The organism is Pectobacterium sp. CHL-2024 (assembly GCF_044751765.1).
In the GTDB taxonomy this organism is placed as follows: domain Bacteria; phylum Pseudomonadota; class Gammaproteobacteria; order Enterobacterales; family Enterobacteriaceae; genus Pectobacterium; species Pectobacterium brasiliense.
Genome location: NZ_JBIXKO010000003.1, coordinates 289,787 through 308,307 on the forward strand (window position 1 = coordinate 289,787; position 18,521 = coordinate 308,307).

General features: G+C 53.4%; 16 protein-coding genes. 9 read left to right on the plus strand and 7 right to left on the minus strand.

What is annotated here, in order from left to right; genetic code table 11:
• Positions 1–246 precede the first annotated feature (246 nt).
• Entirely contained in the window at positions 247–669 is a 423-nt protein-coding gene (locus tag ACIPUG_RS08060) for a DUF2502 domain-containing protein (protein WP_039509812.1), read from the plus strand.
• A 71-nt stretch (positions 670–740) separates the two neighbouring features.
• Here the strand turns inward: ACIPUG_RS08060 and ACIPUG_RS08065 are convergent, their stop codons facing one another.
• Complete coding sequence (locus ACIPUG_RS08065; protein WP_039283165.1) at positions 741–1,295, minus strand: flavodoxin family protein; 555 nt, start codon at positions 1,293–1,295, stop codon at positions 741–743.
• A gap of 190 nt (positions 1,296–1,485) precedes the next feature.
• Between ACIPUG_RS08065 and ACIPUG_RS08070 the strand changes: the two genes are divergently transcribed.
• Positions 1,486–1,869, plus strand: a complete 384-nt coding sequence (locus tag ACIPUG_RS08070) for a helix-turn-helix domain-containing protein (RefSeq protein WP_014916518.1) — start codon at positions 1,486–1,488, stop codon at positions 1,867–1,869.
• A gap of 58 nt (positions 1,870–1,927) precedes the next feature.
• Here the strand turns inward: ACIPUG_RS08070 and ACIPUG_RS08075 are convergent, their stop codons facing one another.
• Positions 1,928–3,880, minus strand: coding sequence for a bifunctional 2',3'-cyclic-nucleotide 2'-phosphodiesterase/3'-nucleotidase (locus ACIPUG_RS08075; RefSeq protein ID WP_400338096.1), 1,953 nt, complete (start codon positions 3,878–3,880; stop codon positions 1,928–1,930).
• 204 nt (positions 3,881–4,084) lie between these two features.
• Here ACIPUG_RS08075 and cysQ point away from each other — a divergent pair, with 204 nt between their 5' ends.
• Positions 4,085–4,825: a 3'(2'),5'-bisphosphate nucleotidase CysQ gene (gene cysQ / locus ACIPUG_RS08080; RefSeq protein ID WP_104212836.1), complete on the plus strand. Its 741-nt coding sequence runs from the start codon at positions 4,085–4,087 to the stop codon at positions 4,823–4,825.
• A gap of 19 nt (positions 4,826–4,844) precedes the next feature.
• Here the strand turns inward: cysQ and ACIPUG_RS08085 are convergent, their stop codons facing one another.
• A complete protein-coding gene (locus tag ACIPUG_RS08085) occupies positions 4,845–5,414 on the minus strand; it encodes a YtfJ family protein (protein WP_014916515.1) in 570 nt (189 codons plus the stop codon).
• 347 nt (positions 5,415–5,761) lie between these two features.
• Here ACIPUG_RS08085 and ACIPUG_RS08090 point away from each other — a divergent pair, with 347 nt between their 5' ends.
• A complete protein-coding gene (locus tag ACIPUG_RS08090) occupies positions 5,762–5,968 on the plus strand; it encodes a DUF1107 domain-containing protein (protein WP_005974755.1) in 207 nt (68 codons plus the stop codon).
• A gap of 76 nt (positions 5,969–6,044) precedes the next feature.
• Here ACIPUG_RS08090 and ACIPUG_RS08095 read toward each other — a convergent pair whose 3' ends face one another.
• Both ACIPUG_RS08095 and msrA read right to left on the minus strand, forming a co-directional pair.
• Complete coding sequence (locus ACIPUG_RS08095; protein WP_039285266.1) at positions 6,045–7,370, minus strand: hemolysin family protein; 1,326 nt, start codon at positions 7,368–7,370, stop codon at positions 6,045–6,047.
• Positions 7,371–7,521: 151 nt separating this feature from the next.
• On the minus strand, positions 7,522–8,160 hold the full coding sequence (gene msrA, locus ACIPUG_RS08100; protein WP_039465966.1) for a peptide-methionine (S)-S-oxide reductase MsrA: 639 nt from the start codon (positions 8,158–8,160) through the stop codon (positions 7,522–7,524).
• A gap of 458 nt (positions 8,161–8,618) precedes the next feature.
• Here msrA and ACIPUG_RS08105 point away from each other — a divergent pair, with 458 nt between their 5' ends.
• From ACIPUG_RS08105 to ACIPUG_RS08115, 3 genes are read left to right on the plus strand one after another with little or no spacing between them, the layout of a single operon-like run.
• Positions 8,619–10,334 (plus strand): autotransporter assembly complex family protein, encoded by a 1,716-nt coding sequence (locus ACIPUG_RS08105; RefSeq protein WP_039285256.1) that lies wholly within the window; start codon positions 8,619–8,621, stop codon positions 10,332–10,334.
• Entirely contained in the window at positions 10,331–14,368 is a 4,038-nt protein-coding gene (locus ACIPUG_RS08110; RefSeq protein WP_400338097.1) for a translocation/assembly module TamB domain-containing protein, read from the plus strand. Before ACIPUG_RS08105 ends, ACIPUG_RS08110 begins: the two co-directional genes overlap by 4 nt.
• Before the next feature lie 2 nt (positions 14,369–14,370).
• The gene (locus ACIPUG_RS08115; protein WP_320698848.1) at positions 14,371–14,730 is read left to right on the plus strand and encodes a gamma-glutamylcyclotransferase; all 360 of its coding nucleotides are present in this window, start codon (positions 14,371–14,373) and stop codon (positions 14,728–14,730) included.
• A 115-nt stretch (positions 14,731–14,845) separates the two neighbouring features.
• Here ACIPUG_RS08115 and ppa read toward each other — a convergent pair whose 3' ends face one another.
• Positions 14,846–15,376: an inorganic diphosphatase gene (gene ppa, locus ACIPUG_RS08120; RefSeq protein ID WP_010278977.1), complete on the minus strand. Its 531-nt coding sequence runs from the start codon at positions 15,374–15,376 to the stop codon at positions 14,846–14,848.
• A 248-nt stretch (positions 15,377–15,624) separates the two neighbouring features.
• Here ppa and ACIPUG_RS08125 point away from each other — a divergent pair, with 248 nt between their 5' ends.
• Complete coding sequence (locus tag ACIPUG_RS08125; RefSeq protein ID WP_039526606.1) at positions 15,625–17,211, plus strand: methyl-accepting chemotaxis protein; 1,587 nt, start codon at positions 15,625–15,627, stop codon at positions 17,209–17,211.
• A gap of 54 nt (positions 17,212–17,265) precedes the next feature.
• Here the strand turns inward: ACIPUG_RS08125 and plsY are convergent, their stop codons facing one another.
• Positions 17,266–17,901 (minus strand): glycerol-3-phosphate 1-O-acyltransferase PlsY, encoded by a 636-nt coding sequence (gene plsY, locus ACIPUG_RS08130; RefSeq protein WP_010287497.1) that lies wholly within the window; start codon positions 17,899–17,901, stop codon positions 17,266–17,268.
• Between the two features lie 128 nt (positions 17,902–18,029).
• Here plsY and folB point away from each other — a divergent pair, with 128 nt between their 5' ends.
• Positions 18,030–18,383 (plus strand): bifunctional dihydroneopterin aldolase/7,8-dihydroneopterin epimerase, encoded by a 354-nt coding sequence (gene folB, locus ACIPUG_RS08135; protein WP_010287496.1) that lies wholly within the window; start codon positions 18,030–18,032, stop codon positions 18,381–18,383.
• Positions 18,384–18,521: the final 138 nt, after the last annotated feature.

An 18,521-nucleotide genomic window follows, 5' to 3' on the forward strand; every position in this document is an offset into this window, starting at 1 on the left:
GTGAATATTTCTAATATTTATTCCCTATGGTTAATCTTTAAGTCTGCATTTATTGGTGCTTGAGTGGATTTTTAGTATTAAATTTATTAATGAATTAATAGAGTGCTGATGAGTAGCGTGCATAGGCATTAGCGAAACGTTAAGAATGGTAAAATTAGGAAAATAAGTATTTATCTGATAGTGGCGTAGGGGAATTCCCCGTATATCTCTGTCAGGCCGCAGTCGCGGTGAGCAAGGAGTTACCCTATGTTTAAGCCACTCGTCATCAGTGCCCTGTTTGTAGGAATGTTTGCGGTCATGCCAACGCCAGAGGCTAAGGGTGCCAGCATCGATCTGATGCCTGGCGTCACGTTGAATATCGGCGAGCGTGACAGACGAGGTAATTACTGGGATGGCTATGACTGGCGCAGCGAGCGCTGGTGGCAGGAGCACCGGGGTTACCATCGTGGTGAACGTAATCAGCACGGTTACTATTGGGATGGTTGGCGCTGGCGCGATGCCCGCTGGTGGCGTGAGAGTCAGCGTGACAGGCGCGATTATGATAAGCGCCGCTTTGATCCCCCTCGCTACGTTGACGATCGCGGGCCGCGTCGCGGTGATTGGGACAGACGCGGGCATGAGCGGGGGAATGGGTACTATCGCAATGGGCGGGGATCGTTTCGCGACTAGCGGATAAAAAAAGCGCCGCGAAAGGGCGGCGCTTGTGCATTGGATAATGGTACGTAGAGTGTATTGCTGAACTAGTTAGCCAGTTTTGCGGCGATGTCAGCAATGCGCTGGCCGTACAGCTTACCGGTCGCCAGATCGCCCGCGACCACTTCATCTACGCTGGCGTCAGACGGCGTCTGTGCCAGCAGACCGACAGAACCACCGAGGTTATTCAAATCATCGCGTTTTGCCGCTTTGGCATTGGAAGGCAGTTGATTCAGGCTGACCCAAATTCCGCCGTGCTGTGAAGCCAGCGTTTGCAGATAAATCAGCGTGACCTGCTTGTCGCCGTTCAGGCTGGCGCTGTTAGTAAAGCCGCCAAACACTTTGTTGCTCCAGTTGCGAGAGAACCAGGCTTTAGAACTGGCATCTGCGAATTTCTTGAACTGCCAGGTCGGGCCACCCATGTAGGTCGGTGTACCGAAAATAATGGCGTCAGCAGCGGCGAGTTGCTCCCACTCAGCATCGCTGATATTTCCTTCCGCATCGATGGCAATCAGCTCGGCGTTAGCGCCTTCGGCTACGGCAGTAGCCAAACGCTGGGTGTGGCCGTAGCCTGAATGATAAATAACGACTGCTTTTGACATAACCTATCCTCATTTCTCTGTGTTTATCAACGATATGCCGTGGCCTTGTCATGTAGCCTGCGGGTGATACGTGCTTTCTAATGGATACTAACTTTATAATGTGAGGACTATATCGGAGCCTCGTGGTTCTGTTAAGACAGCACTTTTAAGTGAGTTGGTATCTTCAAGGTAACCAGATGGAAACGCGATAATGAGCAAACGCTATGATGTTTATGCGCAAAACTGCCCGACCCGCATGATTTTGGATCGCGTGGGGGATAAGTGGACGTTGCTGATTCTGAATATTCTGGTTGAACGACCGATGCGCTTTAATCAGTTAAAACGCGATGTGGAAGGGATTTCACAAAAGGTCCTGTCGCAAACGCTGAAGAATCTGGTACGTGACGGCTTTGTCGAACGAACGGTTTTCCCAACCATTCCGGTGACAGTGGAATACGCCTCAACCGTAATGGGAAAAACGCTGGCTAAGCCGATTGCCGAGCTTACCTATTGGGCGGAGCAGAATATGGATAACGTGCTGTTATCCCAAAAGAAGTTTGATGCGTCAGCAAATAACGCGGTTGAGCCGCTGTAAAACTTCCGTTCAGGCTCCCACCGAAGCAGGAGCCTGTGGATGACATCGCTGTCAGTCTTTATTTAGCGTGTTGCAGGTCAAGGCGATAAACCGCAAAGCCCGTTTCGTCCTTGCCGACGGACGTCATCGGGTACTGGGCTTTCTCTTTGATAAACGCCGTGGCTTTCTCAGACGGTGACGTTTCAAAACGGATATCCAGCGGTGTCTCGCTGACGATAGGTGCCAGACGCCAGTTGTTATCCGCCTGCGGCTTCACTTCTCCCGATTTTTGCGTTTCCGCGCTGATGTAGGCCGCCAGAACGGAGCGGTTTTCATCCGGCGAGGCGAAGGCCACATATTTCTCACCCGTACCGGCAAATTTCTCACCGTAGGCGCGATAGTTATTGGTGGCGATCAGGAAGGTCGCTTTGGGATCGATCGGTTTACCGTTAAACGTCAGCCCTTTGATACGGTGCGATTTATCGTTAATTAACGCGCACTCGCTGTCATAGCGGGCAGGCTGCGTCACATCAATCTGATAATTGACGCCATCGATCACGTCGAAGTTATAGGTGCGGAAGCCGTCCCAGTTGAGCAGGGATTGCGGTTCACGCTTGCTTGGATCGATTTGTTTGAACTGACCCGCAGAGCATTCCAGCCACTCCTGTACCTGCTGCCCGTTAACTTTCACCACCACCAGCGTATTCGGGTAGAGATACAGATCGGCAGCGTTACGGAAGGTGAGCTGGCCTTTTTCCACTTCGACATAGCTGGCTGGATCGTTTTTACGTCCACCGGCTTTAAACGGCGCGGCGGCTGAAAGCACCGGCAGATCGGCCAGATCGGGATCGCCCTGAATAAAGTGTTCCACATAGGCGCGCTGAGCATTGTTGACGATCTGCACCGTAGGATCGTCCTGAATCAGTGACAGGTAGCTATACATGTTGTCTGCGGATTTACCAATCGGTTTGCTGACAAATTCGCGCGTATTCTGGTGCGCATCGGACAGCACTTTCACCAGCTTGTCGTCTTCCGCCGCCAGCGATTTCTTCTGCGCTTTGTCATAGATCGGTCTGGCTTCCGCTTTCGCCTGTTCTACCTTCCATGTGCCGCTGTCGTTATTCAGCGTGAAATCGACGACGCCGAGGTGGTCACCCCATTGCCCCGGCATCACAGCTGGCACGCCGTTGAGTGTGCCCTGTTTGATGTCTGCGCCCTTGATGTTCGCAAAGTCATTGCTGGGGAAAACCGCGTGAGCATGGCCGAACATGATCGCGTCGACCCCAGGAATTTGGCTGAGGTAGTAAACAGAGTTTTCCGCCATCGCTTTATACGGCTCGGCAGAAAGGCCGGAGTGAGGGATAACAATCACCAGATCGGCCCCTTGCTTACGCATTTCTGGTACCCACTTTTTGGCACTCTCCGTGATGTCTTCCACGGTGACTTTTCCCGTCAGATTGGCTTTATCCCACACCATGACCTGCGGCGGGACGAAGCCAATATAGCCGATGCGCAGGGTATGCTGTTTGCCGTCGCGATCCGTAACCGATTTGTTTTCAATGTGGTAAGGCGTAAATAGCGGTTTGCCCGTTTTGGCATCCAGCACGTTGGCGTTCACATAAGGGAATTTCGCGCCGGACAGCGCCTTGTGCAGATAGTCCAGACCATAGTTGAATTCGTGGTTACCGATGTTGCCGACGGAATAGTCCAGCGTGTTCATCGCCTGATAAACCGGGTGCACGTCGCCCGCTTTCAGCCCCTTCGCGGCCATGTAATCGCCTAACGGGCTGCCCTGGATCAAATCGCCGTTGTCCACCAGCACGCTGTTGGTGGCCTGCTCACGTGCGGCGTGAATCAGGCTGGCGGTACGCACCAGACCAAATTTATCGGTTGGCGTATCCTTGTAGTAATCGAAGTCCATCATATTGCTGTGCAGATCGGTGGTTTCCAATACCCGTAGATCAACAGTAGCGGCATGAACGGTCGTGGCGACCAGCGTAGCAAGCAGGCTGAGTGCCAGTGAATGCTTCATTGCGTAACTCCTTGTGAGGTAATTGTCGACGCGTGAGGCGATCGGGGGTGTCTTTCATATCATGATGAAGTTAAAGTGATTATCGTCTCTAAATGCTGAGGATGACATCAATAATGGCAATAATCGTAGATTGCCTCACAGATGTATAATGAATGACAGAGATGAAGTCTGCGTTACGTGTAACCGATAACGACGAGGTCGATCATGTTAGAAACTGTTTGCCAACTGGCTCGCGATGCTGGTGCTGCGATTATGCAGGTTTACGAAGGGCAACATCCTGTCGATGTTGCACACAAGAAAGATGACTCACCGGTGACGGCTGCCGACCTTGCGGCGCATCGCGTTATTAAGGACGGGCTGGCTGCGGCGTATCCTGACATTCCTTTGCTGTCAGAGGAAGATCCGCCGGAGTGGGAAATCCGTCGGCACTGGCAGCGCTATTGGCTGGTCGATCCGCTGGACGGCACCAAAGAGTTCCTTAGCCGCAATGGCGAGTTTACGGTGAATATTGCGCTGATCGAGAACGGTCAGGCCGTGCTGGGCGTGGTGTATGTGCCGGTCACGGGCGTGATGTATTCTGCGGCGGACGGCAAAGCCTGGAAAGAAGAGAACGGCCAGCGTCGGCAAATTACGGTGAAGCAGGCGCATCCGCCGCTGGTGGTGGTCAGCCGTTCTCATGCCGATAGTGAACTGAAAGATTATCTTAGCCAATTGGGTGAGCACCAGACGGTGGCGATTGGGTCATCGCTAAAATTTTGTCTGGTGGCGGAAGGCGAAGCGCAGCTTTACCCACGCTTCGGGCCGACCAACATTTGGGATACGGCGGCGGGTCATGCGGTGGCGATGGCTGCCGGGGCGCAGATTCACGATTGGCAAGGGCGCCCGCTGTCCTACACGCCGCGTGAATCCTTCCTCAACCCCGGTTTTCGCGTCTCTTTATTTTAATCAGCTAGAGTCGGGTTCGTTATTTCTCTTCCAGTAACTGGCGCAGCAGGGACATCACCTGCTGCACTTCTTGTCCGCTCAATGCGCCATCCTTCACGAAACGAATTTTCCCCTGTTTATCCAACACCGCGATAGCTGAGCTTTGTGGTTGTAGCTGCCAGGCCTTCCGCACGTTGCCATTGCTGTCGACAATGAATTGCGACCACGGGAAGGCTTTCTTGTTGTCCTCAAGACTACTGCGCACAAACATGCTGGTGCCGATGATGGCATCGTCGGTATTCACGATTGTCGTCGTTTGGTAATAATCATGCGGTAGGTTAGCGGCCTTCAGTGCGGAGATGAGTGGATCGTTCATCTCTTTGGCAGAGGTGCGGCCAGCGATATGTTGTATCACCCGTACTTTTCCGGGCAATTGCGCACTGTTCCAGTTTTTATAACTAAACTGATTATTAAGGTACTGAAGTTCTCCTCTGTCTGCGACGCCGACGGGGGGAACCAATTGGTTGAGTACCAGCGTATGGGCTAAGGCTGGGAGCCCCAGCAGAGGCGTGATAGAGAGCGCGAGGAGCAGGTGGCGTATTTTTATCATGGTTATGTCCTTCAGTGTGGGGCCCGATGCGATGGCAATGAGGGAAAATATCGGGCTATGGAATAAGCGTAGATTCAGGAAACTGGTCTGTCCTGCTCCGCGATAAAACGGTTTGTGCCCGAGAGCACAAAACCCTTATTTTTGAAGGTTTATACTGATGACTAAGGGTTTCCTTAAACACTAATCTGTAAAAATCTGTAAAAGCAGTTAAGAATACTGAATAGTGGGGAACTAAATGCCGTTTTACTGCACTAATTAGCAGTATCCGTTATCTCATTAGCGCTCCAGAACCTCAGCCATGTTGGCGAAAGGGAGAGCGTAAAAAAATAAAACGGGAGAGTAAAACGATGAGGATCTTCGAACGTTACAATCCTTTGAAAGTCGCCAAGTATGTGAAAACCCTGTTTCGTGGGCGGCTGTACATAAAAGGGGTTGGTGCTTTTGAGTTCGACTACGGCAAAATTCTACTGCCAAAGAAACAGGATAAGCAGCATCTTCTGGTGATGTCCGAAGTGAATCGCCAGGTCATCCGGCTTCAGGCCGAGATGGGATAAGTGATAAAGAAACGGCCCGTAGCGGGCCGTTCTGGTTTGTGATGAAGCCCGATTGGTTGGGCATGTCTTCTGGCGGTTAATCGTCGCTATCAATCTTCACGCTTGATGAGACAATCGGGCGGTCTTCCAGACGCGTCACCAACAGCTGATCGATCTTGTAGCTGTCGATATCCACCACTTCAAACTTATAGCCTGAGAAGCGCACCGCATCGGTACGTTTCGGGATTTTCCGCAGCGTATACATCATGAAGCCGCCGATGGTTTCGTAGTTGCCGGAATGCGGGAAATCATCAATATTCAGTGCGCGCATCACGTCTTCTATTGGCGTACCGCCTTCAACCAGCCACGAATTCTCATCGCGCGCGACAATCTGTTCTTCCATTCCCTGACCAACGAGATCGCCCATCAGCGTGGTCATCACGTCGTTAAGGGTGATGATGCCGACGATCAGCGCATATTCGTTCAGAATAACGGCAAAATCTTCGCCCGCGGTTTTAAAGCTTTCTAACGCTTCGGACAGCGTCAGCGTATCTGGGACGATCAGCGCTGGACGAATCTGCACGCCGCTACTCAGCGTCAGGCTCTGGTTTCCCAACACCCGAATCAGCAGGTCTTTGGAATCCACGTAGCCGACGATCTGATCGATCGTGCCATCGCAAACCAGAAACTTGGAATGCGGCTGCTGGGCGATCTTTTCCTTAATACTGTCTTCCTGCTCGCGCAGATCGAAGTAGACCACGCTTTCGCGTGAGGTCATTGACGACGGCACGGTACGGGATTCCAGCTCAAACACGTTCTCGATCAGCTCATGTTCCTGCTTACGCAGCACGCCAGCCAGCGCACCGGCTTCCACCACGGCATAAATATCATCTGACGTGATGTCATCTTTACGCACCATCGGCAGCTTAAGCAGACGGAAAATGACGTTAGCCAGGCCGTTAAAGATCCAAACCAGCGGACGGAAGAGGAACAGGCAGAAGCGCATGGGGTTGATTATGCGAACCGCGACGGTTTCCGGCGCAATCATACCAATGCGTTTCGGGGTGAGGTCGCCAAACAGGATGAACAGGCTGGTGACAAGGACGAATGAACAGATGAAGCTGACTTTATCAGCGGCTTCGGGTGACATGAAGCGTTCAAACAGTATGGAAAACGTCGGGGAAAATGCCGCATCGCCGATGATACCGGCCAGAATCGCGACGGCGTTGACGCCAATTTGAATTACGGTAAAGAAGATGCCCGGTGTTTCCTGAAACTTGAGCACCAGATCGGCGTTGAGGTTTCCCTCATCGGCCATCAATTTGAGTTTAATTTTACGGGATGCCGCCAGCGAGATCTCGGAAATCGAGAAAAACGCACTGATGGCAATAAGAAAAAGAATCAGTAATAGACTGTTTAACATCATTTTTAAAGTTTTCGCATGAGCCTAAAGTAGCGCAGCGATCCTCAGAAAGGTGAGTAAATTAATAGCAATAATTGGAGGTATATAACCGGGCAACGCGCTGCCCGGTTCGGACGCATTATAGCAGGAGCGGTGAAATTACCGCCAGTGGTCAGCGCTGAGGCGGAAGACAGACGCCGATACCGCCTAATCCACAGTAGCCGTTCGGGTTCTTGTACAGGTATTGCTGGTGCTCGTCTTCCGCATAATAGAACGGACCCGCAGGCTCGATTTCTGTGCTGATGGCGCGGCCGTCACCGTTTTCCCTCATTGCTTGCTGAAAGCGTTGAAGGCTTTCCTGTGCTGCCTTTTCCTGCTCGGGCGTGAGCGTATAGATAGCGGAACGGTATTGACTGCCGATATCGCCGCCCTGACGCATGCCTTGCGCGGGGTCGTGATTTTCCCAGAACAGTTGTAGCAACTGCTCGTAGTCGATCACTGCGGGATCGAAAACGACACGCACCGCTTCGGCATGATCGGTCTGCCCGCTACACACTTCACGGTAGGTCGGGTTGGGCGTGTAACCGCCAATGTAACCCGCCGCCGTGCTGTAGATCCCCGGCTGTTGCCAGAACAAACGCTCCGCGCCCCAGAAGCAGCCCATCGCAAAAATCGCCACGGACATCGAGTCTGGCACATGCGTCATGGAATGTTCATGCACGACATGCAGCCTGGCGACGGGCATGGGGGTGGAACGCCCCGGTAAAGCATCGGATTGCGTAATCCGCTGCGTTTTATCAATTGAATTCATCACGTTGTTAACTCCAGCTAGACTGGGTAAATAACCCGCTTTCATGGAAAGCATAACCAAGAAGCGTTGGGCTGTCTTTATATCTTCATGGTGTTTAATGTTAAGGTAATGTTTATCTGTAATGCCGCATATTGATGTTTGTAGGTGAAAATCTATTCTTAAGATGGAAAATTAGTATTTATCACTAATATCATGCAAAGTTGGTAGGAGATTTCGGCGCTGCGTGGCGGATTGTCAGGTAAGCGTACAGCGACGGCCGTCAATGCGGCGGGCGAAGTGATAAAAGCCATGCTATAGGTTTTAGGCGACAGACCGATTTATCAGGGAGCTCAGTGACTATTTTCATCTCAACGAAAAGTTTCATTGGAAAAAAAAGCGTTACCGGGCAAAAAGGCATAGCAGGACAAAAAAATAGCTTTGCTGGCTGCGGTGCGCCACGATACCGGGTTCTTGGCCTGATGTGCGCACTGCTGATGCTGGCCCCAGAGAGCCAGGCAGCGAATGTGCGTCTGCAAGTCATGGGGCTGGAAGGGCAGTTACAAAAGAATGTACGGGCACGCTTATCGACCATTTCGGTTGATGAGGTGAATGCCGATGGGCGTTTCCGCTCACGCGTCGATGAAGCGATCCGTCAGGGATTGCGTGCGCTCGGCTACTACGATCCACAGATTGGTTTCGAATTCCGGCCTGCCGTTAATGGCGGACGACCCGTACTGATTGCCACCGTGACTCCCGGTGAACCGGTAAAAATTGCCGGGGTGAACATCACCCTGCGCGGCGGTGCGCACGACGATAAAGACTACCAACAGCTGGTTAAAGACGATCGCCCTGAAATCGGTTCGGTGTTGAACCATGGCGATTTCGATCGCTTTAAAAGCGGGCTGAATGGTTTGTCATTACGCAAAGGCTATTTCGATGCGCGCTTCCAGCAAAGCCAGCTTGGCGTGATGCGGGAAGAGAGAGAGGCGTTTTGGGATATCGACTTTGACAGCGGTGAACGCTATCGCTTTGGCGCCGTACACTTTCAGGGCGCGCAAATCCGCGATGATTATCTGCAAAATCTGGTGCCGTTTCACGAAGGCGATGCCTACACCAGTGAAGATCTCGGTGAGTTAAACCGCCGTCTTTCTGCGACGGGGTGGTTTAATTCTGTCGTGGTCTCACCTGATTTCGATCGGTCGAAAAGCGACAAGGTGTTGCCGCTGGAAGCCGTGGTGACGCCACGAACCCGCAACCGTATTGAGACTGGCGTCGGCTATGCCACGGATGTTGGCCCACGCTTTAAAACGACCTGGAATAAGCCTTGGGTGAATTCACGGGGTCACAGTCTGGAAAGCAGCCTGAGCGTGTCCGCGCCGGAGCAATCACTCGATTTTAGCTACAAAATCCCCTTACTGAAGAACCCGCTTGAGCAGTATTACCTGCTGCAAGGCGGCTTCAAGCGCGAAGATCTCAACGATACCAAATCCGATGGCACCACGCTGAACGTGGCACGCTACTGGGATCTCTCCAGCGGCTGGCAACGGGCGATTAATCTGCGCTGGAGCCTCGACCACTTTACGCAGGCAAGCGTGACGGATACCACGATGCTGATCTATCCGGGCGTCAGCATTAACCGCACTCGCCAACGCGGTGGGCTGATGCCGGTATGGGGCGATACGCAACGTTATTCTATCGACATTTCCGACACCACCTGGGGATCGGATATCGACTTTGCCGTGGTTCAGGCGCAAAACGTCTGGATTCGTACGCTGGCGGATAAACACCGCTTTGTCGCGCGCGGCAATCTGGGCTGGATTGAAACCAATAATTTCTCCCGCGTCCCGCCTTCACTGCGTTTCTTTGCCGGTGGCGATCGCAGCATCCGTGGGTACAAGTACAAATCTATTTCGCCGCGCGACAGCGATGGCAAACTGACCGGTGCGTCCAAGCTGGCGACCGGCTCGCTCGAATACCAATACAACGTTACGGGAAAATGGTGGGGCGCAGTTTTTGTTGATTCAGGTGAAGCAGTGAATGACATCAAACGCAGTAATTTCAAGACCGGCACGGGCGTCGGCGTACGCTGGGCCTCGCCGATTGGTCCGGTAAAACTCGATGTTGCTATGCCGATCGGCGATGCAGAGAAGAAGAATGATGTTCAATTCTATATCGCACTGGGACCTGAATTATGATGGATGAGAAAAACGAAAAAAAAGCCCAGGATCCGGTAACAGAAGAAAACGCTGAGCAGGGTAACGCGCTGGCGACGTCAGCACGAAAAGGGCGCTGGTGGAAAAGGGTCGGCATTGGGTTTGTCGCCTTCTTACTGCTGCTCGTTGTTGGGCTGGGATTACTGGTAGGAACCACGCCGGGCCTGCATCTGTTGCTGAATACCGCAGCACGTGTGGTGCCGGGGTTGGACATTGCCAGCGTAAGCGGCGGCTGGCGTGATTTAACGCTAAAAAATGTTAGCTACCAAATGCCGGGCGTGGCGGTAAAGAGCGAGGAGTTTCATCTGTCGCTTGCGCTAGCGTGTCTGCGCAAAAGTCAGCTGTGCATCAATGACCTTTCGGCAAACCGCATTGATGTTGTTGTGGATACCAAAGCCTTACCTGCGGCGATAGAGCCACCGCCACCTTCAACGCCAGTCACGGAAATCTCTGCACCGTTCCCGATTTCACTGCGTCAGTTAACGCTCAGCAACCTTCAGGTTACCGTGGATGACACGGCGGTTTCTCTCAGTGAATTCCGCACCGGGATGCAGTGGGAAGGGCGCGCGTTGACGCTTCTGCCGACCAAAATCAGCGCCCTGCTGGTGGCCTTACCGAAAACCCCTGTCGACGTGCTGGAAGATGGCAAAGTGACGGCGGCGGAAATGGCCGCGGTTATTAAAGAAACGGCGGCGAACGTACGCGATGCGGCGGAGCAAGGCTCCTCGCAAACGCTTCATATCGATAACGCGCTGGCGGCAAACAATACCGTCGCGGCAGCCACCACCACGACACCAATACCGATGGCATCGACATCCAAAACGGATAGCACCTCTGACAAGCCTGCCGTGCCTGAACAATCGCTAGGTGAACGTCTTAGCGAGCTGTTCTCCAAACCGCTATTACCTGATTTACCCCAGTTCACGCTGCCGTTGGATCTGAATATTGTCGAGATTCACGGTGAACAGCTGCGGCTGACGGGCGATCAGGACATTTTGATTAATAACCTGTTCGTGCAAGCCTCGACTCAGCAACAGCATTTGCGTCTGGATAAGCTGATCGTCCAATCGCCGCAGGGCGGGCTGAATGTACGCGGTGAAGCGACGCTCAGCGAGAGCTGGCCTGTCTCGCTGACGGCGAACGGCGTGCTGAACGTCGATCCGATCAAAGGTGAGAAGCTTAAACTGACGGTTGAGGGCGGCCTGCGCGAACAGCTGAATGTGGCGCTGAACCTCTCTGGGCCGCAGCGTGCCCAGTTGGATCTGCAAACCAAACTGGCGGAAGCCGGGCTGCCGCTGGCGTTGACGCTGCAAACCGAACGCGTTCGCTGGCCGCTGACGGGCGCGACGCAGTATCAAGCTGACAACGTCAGGCTGCGTTTTAACGGCAAAGCGACCGACTATGCGCTGTCGCTGCGCGGCGATCTGAGCGGGGCGGACATTCCTCCCGCGACGCTGCTGCTGGATGGCAAAGGCAACGAACAGCAGTTTACGCTAAGCCGCCTGCGGTTGGCGGCATTGCAGGGGAATGCCGACCTGACGGCGCTTATCGACTGGAGTAAAGCGATAAGCTGGCGCAGCGAGCTACTGCTGAACGGGATTAACACCGCGAAACAGTGGCCTGAATGGCCCGCGAAAATAGACGGCAAGATTACGACACGCGGTAGTGTCTATGGCGGTAGCTGGCAGTTGCAGGTGCCGGAACTGCGTCTGGACGGCAACGTGAAAGCGAATAAGCTCACGGCCAGAGGCGAATTGCGCGGTAACGCGGCGGGCCAGTGGACAATTCCAGCGCTGAATCTGGCACTAGGCCGCAACCAACTGAACGTCAAAGGCGACCTGAGCGACAAGTGGCAGTTGGATGCCGACATCAATGCGCCATCCTTGGACGGCATGTTGCCCGGTCTGGCGGGGCGTGCCATCGGCACACTCAAACTCCGTGGCAATCTGCGTGAACCGCAGGTGCTGGCGGATATCACGGCGTCCGGCCTGCGCTGGCAGGCGATGACGATTAGCAGTGTGAGGGTGGAAGGCGATGTGCGCTCTGAGCAGCAGATTCAGGGCAAGCTGGCCGTGCGTCTTGAAGCGCTAAAGCAGGACGGCCTGAATATTGCGCTGTTGACGCTGGATGCCAGCGGCAATGAAAAGCAGCACCAGCTTCGTCTGAATATGCAGGGTGAACCGGTCGCGGGGCAATTGGCACTTTCGGGCAGTTTTGATCGTCAGGAACAGCGCTGGCGAGGCACGCTGAACAATACCCGCTTCGACACGCCGGTGGGTGAATGGCGTCTGACGCAGGATATGGCGCTGGATTACCTGAATGCGCAGCAGAAGATCACCATCGGCACGCACTGCTGGCGGAATCCGAATGCTGAGCTTTGTGTTCCAAAAGCGATTGAGGCCGGACCTAGCGGACAGGCGAGCATTCGACTGAACCGCTTCGATCTCGCCATGCTGAAACCCTTCCTGACGTCGGATACCGTGCTGGCCGGGACGTTCACCGGCGGTGCCGATATCAGCTGGCAGGCGGGGCAAGGCTTACCGCAGGCGAAAGTGTCGCTAGTGGGTAACGGCGTCAGCGTTCGCCAGCAGATGCAGGGCAACACGCTGCCGATTGATTTCGATACCTTTACGCTGAATGCCGGGCTCGATCGCGGGCGTGCGCAGCTTGGCTGGCTGATGGCGATTCGCGAGAACGGACGCTTCAGCGGTGATATTCAGGTGACCGATCCACAAGGGCGGCGCAATCTCGGCGGCAATGTCACAATTAACAATATTTCGCTGGCGTTGCTCAACCCTGCGTTGAGTAAAGGAGAGAAAGCGGCAGGGATATTGAATGCGAACCTGCGCTTGGCAGGGGATGCGGCACGTCCTCAGATCTTCGGCCAGATGGTGCTGGAGCGGTTGGACATTGACGGCAACTGGATGCCGGTCGATCTGACCAACGGGCGGCTGGCGGTGAATTTCAGTGGGATGTCGTCAACGCTGCAAGGTTTCCTGAAAACGGATAACGGGCAGTTGAACCTTGGCGGGAATGCGGACTGGTCACAGCCTGATGCCTGGCGTGCGCGCATTGCGGCGAAAGGCCAGAAGCTGCGCGTGACGATTCCGCCGATGGCGCGGCTGGATGTCTCGCCGGATATTGTCTTCGAGGCCACGCCGCAGCTGTTCGCGTTAAACGGGTCGGTCAGTATTCCGTGGGCACGCATCGTGGTTAAAGACATGCCGGAAAGTGCGGTGGCGGTGTCATCGGATGAAGTGATGCTGGATGCCCAGCGCCAGCCGCTGAAGAAAGCCAGCGCCGCGATTCCGATTAACAGCAACCTGACGATCCGCGTCGGGAATGATGTTCAGCTGGATGCGTTCGGGCTGGCGGCTCGCCTACAGGGCGACCTGAAAATGGTTCAGGACGAGCGCGGATTAGGGCTGAACGGCCAGATCGACATTCCATCTGGCCGCTTTAAAGCCTACGGGCAGGATTTGATCGTCCGCAAAGGGCTGATTCTGTTCTCCGGCCCGCCGGATCAGCCGATCCTGAATATCGAAGCCATTCGTAACCCAGACAACACGGCGAATGACGTCACTGCCGGCGTGCGCGTTACCGGCATGGCCGCGACACCGAAGCTGGAAGTCTTCTCCGATCCGGCGATGTCACAGCAGGAAGCACTCTCTTATCTGCTGCGTGGACAGGGTTTGGACAGCGGTGGAGCAGATAGCTCGGCAATGACCTCAATGTTAGTCGGTTTAGGGGTTGCACAAAGTGGTCAAGTTGTGGGTAAAATCGGCGAGGCCTTTGGCGTAAGTAATTTAGCTCTGGATACACAGGGTGTTGGCGATAATTCTCAGGTTGTCGTCAGCGGCTACGTCCTTCCGGGTCTGCAAGTGAAATATGGTGTTGGCATATTCGATTCTTTGGCAACGTTAACGCTACGTTATCGCCTGATGCCAAAACTATACTTGGAAGCGGTGTCTGGAATTAGCCAGGCATTAGATGTGCTCTATCAGTTTGAGTTCTAGCGATGCGAATTATTGTTTACGGCAGTTTACGACGCAAACAGGGAAACAGTCATTGGATGACGAATGCGCAATGGTTAGGGGATTGTCAGCTCGCAGGTTTCGAGCTGTACGATCTCGGCCATTATCCGGCAGTGGTACCCGGTGATGGAGAGATCCATTGCGAGGTCTATCGCATTAGTTCGTCGATTTTGACAGAACTGGATGCCTTAAAGCGGGACGGGCACGAATACCAACGTGAGCTGATTCCTACGCCTCTGGGCAGTGCCTGGATCTATCTGTACAAGCACCCTGTTGCAGGGCTGACGCGTATTGCCAGCGGTGACTGGCTAAAGCGCAGTGAAGAAGATGAAGAAGAGTCTTGAGGCCGAGTCGCCAATCAAGTCATGGTCGCTATAAATAAAAACACCGCGCAAGGCGGTGTTTTTGATCATGCGATATCTTGAGCCCATAAGGGCTTTAAGGCATATCGTGTGGCGCTTATTTGTTTTTCGCGCGCTCGAAGGAAGCAACGATCTCGGCTTTCGCCGCAGCAGCGTTATCCCAACCTTCAACTTTTACCCACTTGCCTTTTTCCAGATCTTTGTAGTGTTCAAAGAAGTGGCCGATCTGTGCACGCAGCAGTTCAGGCAGGTCGTTAACGTCTTTAATGTGATCGTATTCTTTGGTCAGCTTGCTGTGCGGAACGGCAACCAGCTTGGCATCTTCGCCCGCTTCGTCGGTCATTTTCAGCACGCCAACAGGGCGGCAGCGGATCACTGAGCCAGGCTGCAACGGATACGGGGTCGGAACCAGAACGTCAACCGGGTCGCCATCCAGAGACAGCGTGTGGTTGATGTAGCCGTAGTTGCATGGGTAGAACATGGCTGTAGACATGAAACGGTCTACAAACAGCGCACCGGTATCTTTATCAATTTCATATTTGATCGGATCGGCGTTCGCGGGAATTTCAATCACTACATAGATATCTTCCGGCAGATCTTTACCCGCCGGGACATTGTTCAGACTCATGTCGGTTTCCTTCTCTTAAACCTGAAATAGCGTGGCCGTCATTATAGCCAAAAAGCGTTTAATGTCCCTGATTTTTAGCGTGTGCAAGGCGTGATGCGCTTGCGCGAGTCGTTTAAGTAAAAATACTTTCGTTACTAAAGTTTCTTTAAAGAAAGCAGGCTTGTTACCGATAGGAAGATGATCTGGATCACGTTATGCGGAGCATTTCTTCGCATTTATTTATCATTTGTAATATCAGGGAAACAAAAATGTTAAGAAACATCACAATCAAGACGAGCTTGATTGCTTTGTTAGGAACGATGGTACTGCTGTTATTGCTGGTGTGCGGAATTGGCATTACCTCAATCAATCAGGGAATCACGTCGCTGACGACAATCGACAAGATTCAGGGCAAAGAAGTCACGGCGCTGGCGGGGAGCTATACCGCTTCACTGCGCGCAAGAACAGGGGCGGCGTTGGCCGCTCGGCAGATGGAAAGCGGGCTGACCGATCTGGCGGATGCATCGGTCGCGAGAGCAGAAGCCTACACGGCGCTTTCCCATAAAGAAATGGCACGCTTTCTTTCCTACGGCACCGTAACGGAGCGTGGTGCCAAAATGGCTGCAGAGGTTAAAAGCAACTACGAGCAATACATGAATCTTGGCGTTCAGCCGATGGTTGATGCGCTGAAACGTGGCGATGTCGCAGCCTATTACGTGCTGTTGCAGGACGTACTACCGCCGCTCAGCGTTAAGATGGATAAGGTCGCGAACGAATTCCGTGATTTCGGTCTGGAAGTCGGGGAAAACATGCTCGCAGAAGCGGAGAGCTTCGCATTCAACCGTTTGATGATCATCGGTATTGCCTGTATATCCGTTCTGCTGCTGGTGTTGGCAGCCTGGATTGCCTTGAAGCGTTCTATTCTGTCTCCGCTTGAAGAGACGGTCGGTCAACTGGAGTTTATTGCCCGTGGTGATTTGACCCAGCGCATTCCCGATGGCGGCAATAATGAAATTGGCCGTCTGATTCAGGCGATGAAAGCCATGCAGCATTCGTTGGCAACTGCCGTGGGCCGCGTCCGTGATGCCGGTATGCAGATTGATGTCGGCACGCGCGAGCTGTCTTCCGGCAATACGCATTTAGCCGCGCGTACGGAAGAGTCAGCCTCCTCGCTGGAAGAAACCGCAGCCAGTATGGAGCAGTTGACCGCGACAGTGACGCTGAATGCGGAAAGTGCAGAGCAGGCGCATACGCTGGCGCAAAATGTATCCGAGATCGCGAATAAAGGCAGCGAAACCGTGGGGAGCATGATTGAGAAAATGCAGATGATCTCCAGCAGCTCCGCACGCATTGGCGATATTCTGGCGGTGATTGACGGCATCGCGTTCCAGACCAATATTCTGGCGCTGAATGCGGCGGTTGAAGCCGCACGTGCGGGTGAGCAGGGGCGTGGATTTGCGGTGGTGGCGGGTGAAGTCCGTAGTCTGGCGCAGCGCAGTGCGCAATCTGCTAAAGAGATCAAAATGCTGATGGAAGAGTCTCAAAGTCGCGTCAGTGAAGGCACCGTGATGGCGAAAATGGCGGGTGAAACGATGAATGACGTTTCTGACGCCGTGGCGCGCGTGACATCCCTGATGCGTGAGATCTCAACGGCCACGCGTGAGCAAAGCAATGGTATTGGGCAGGTGAATCTGGCGGTATCGCAAATGGATGAAGTCGCACAGCAAAATGCGTCTCTGGTAGAAGAGTCCGCCGCTGCCACGCGCTCACTGGAAGATCAGGCGCGCCTGCTGGCAGAAAGTATGTCTCAGTTTAAAGTGCAATCGCAGGAATTTGCCGCCATCGGCCGATTCTAATATCCCCGTCATACTTCATAAAAAAATTCCCGTGAAAACGGGAATTTTTTTGTCTTATTCTTCGGAGGACGTCTGTTCGTCTTCTGGCTGCTTCTTCTTGCGTAGCTTATTCCAGATTTTACTTTCCTGTCCGCGCCAGAGGCGTTGGATATTGTCATGATGACGCATCAGTATCAGGCAAGAGAGCATCGCGACGGGGAAGGTAAACTGTGGTTTGAACCACCAGACATAAAACGGCGCGATGAGCGCACTGACAATCGCGCCAAGCGAGGAATAGCCGCTCAGCAGTACGGTCAGTAGCCAGGTACCGGTCATCAGACCCGTCAAATCCCAGCCGATAGGAGCAATTGCACCCAGCGCCGTTGCCACACCTTTGCCACCGCGAAAGTGGAAAAAGACGGGATAGATATGGCCGAGGCAGGCAGCGATAGCGGTTAACCCGAGATACAGCGGGGGAACGCCCAGCTCGTAAGCCGCCCAGACGGGCAGCATGCCTTTCAGAACATCAAACACCAATACGGTTGCAGCGGCCGCTTTGCCGCCAATACGCAATACGTTAGTGGCTCCGGGGTTCCCAGAACCATGCTGGCGCGGGTCGGGTAGCCCAGCAATTCTGCAAAACAAAATCGCACTGGAAATAGAGCCACACAGATACGCGATTAACATCATACCAAGCGCGGTAACACTCATAACGCTATTCCGTTTAGTTTGTATAGAGAGACGTTTAATAAGGGTCGTTTTACTCTTCTCATCTGTGGATAATACGCACATTCCGTCGGAAGTGGTATCCGACAGCGACAAAAACAGAGAATGGCGTGATGGATATCGTATTTATTGAAGAACTTACTGTAATCACAACTATTGGTGTTTACGATTGGGAACAGACCATCCAGCAGAAACTGGTGTTCGATATCGAAATGGGCTGGGATAACCGTCAGGCAGCCGCCAGTGACGATGTTAACGACTGCCTGAGCTATGCCGATGTCAGCGAGGCGGTGATTGCCCACGTGGCAAACCAGCGCTTTGCTCTGGTGGAACGCGTTGCTGAAGAAGTCGCACACATGCTGATGCAGCGCTTCTCGATCCCCTGGCTGCGGATCAAGCTCAGCAAGCCGGGCGCTGTCGCGCAGGCGCGTCAGGTTGGCGTCATTATTGAGCGCGGCACACGATAAATCTGATTTAACAGAATAAATACTGATTTACGTGCAACTAAACCGTAACCCAAATAGTCTATAAGCCAGTTATACCCGTCATACTTCAAGCTGCATGTGCGTTGGCTGCGTTCACTCACCCGAATCACTTACTTGAGT

Excerpts from the sequence above, each read along its gene's own strand:
- msrA (WP_039465966.1), bottom strand. The coding sequence starts at position 8,160 with ATGAATTCAATTGATAAAACGCAGCGGATTACGCAATCCGATGCTTTA.
- ACIPUG_RS08125 (WP_039526606.1), top strand. The coding sequence starts at position 15,625 with ATGTTAAGAAACATCACAATCAAGACGAGCTTGATTGCTTTGTTAGGA.
- ACIPUG_RS08105 (WP_039285256.1), top strand. The coding sequence starts at position 8,619 with ATGTGCGCACTGCTGATGCTGGCCCCAGAGAGCCAGGCAGCGAATGTG.
- ACIPUG_RS08110 (WP_400338097.1), top strand. The coding sequence starts at position 10,331 with ATGATGGATGAGAAAAACGAAAAAAAAGCCCAGGATCCGGTAACAGAA.
- ACIPUG_RS08090 (WP_005974755.1), top strand. The coding sequence starts at position 5,762 with ATGAGGATCTTCGAACGTTACAATCCTTTGAAAGTCGCCAAGTATGTG.
- folB (WP_010287496.1), top strand. The coding sequence starts at position 18,030 with ATGGATATCGTATTTATTGAAGAACTTACTGTAATCACAACTATTGGT.
- ppa (WP_010278977.1), bottom strand. The coding sequence starts at position 15,376 with ATGAGTCTGAACAATGTCCCGGCGGGTAAAGATCTGCCGGAAGATATC.
- ACIPUG_RS08060 (WP_039509812.1), top strand. The coding sequence starts at position 247 with ATGTTTAAGCCACTCGTCATCAGTGCCCTGTTTGTAGGAATGTTTGCG.
- ACIPUG_RS08070 (WP_014916518.1), top strand. The coding sequence starts at position 1,486 with ATGAGCAAACGCTATGATGTTTATGCGCAAAACTGCCCGACCCGCATG.
- plsY (WP_010287497.1), bottom strand. The coding sequence starts at position 17,901 with ATGAGTGTTACCGCGCTTGGTATGATGTTAATCGCGTATCTGTGTGGC.
- ACIPUG_RS08085 (WP_014916515.1), bottom strand. The coding sequence starts at position 5,414 with ATGATAAAAATACGCCACCTGCTCCTCGCGCTCTCTATCACGCCTCTG.
- ACIPUG_RS08095 (WP_039285266.1), bottom strand. The coding sequence starts at position 7,370 with ATGTTAAACAGTCTATTACTGATTCTTTTTCTTATTGCCATCAGTGCG.
- ACIPUG_RS08115 (WP_320698848.1), top strand. The coding sequence starts at position 14,371 with ATGCGAATTATTGTTTACGGCAGTTTACGACGCAAACAGGGAAACAGT.
- ACIPUG_RS08075 (WP_400338096.1), bottom strand. The coding sequence starts at position 3,880 with ATGAAGCATTCACTGGCACTCAGCCTGCTTGCTACGCTGGTCGCCACG.
- ACIPUG_RS08065 (WP_039283165.1), bottom strand. The coding sequence starts at position 1,295 with ATGTCAAAAGCAGTCGTTATTTATCATTCAGGCTACGGCCACACCCAG.
- cysQ (WP_104212836.1), top strand. The coding sequence starts at position 4,085 with ATGTTAGAAACTGTTTGCCAACTGGCTCGCGATGCTGGTGCTGCGATT.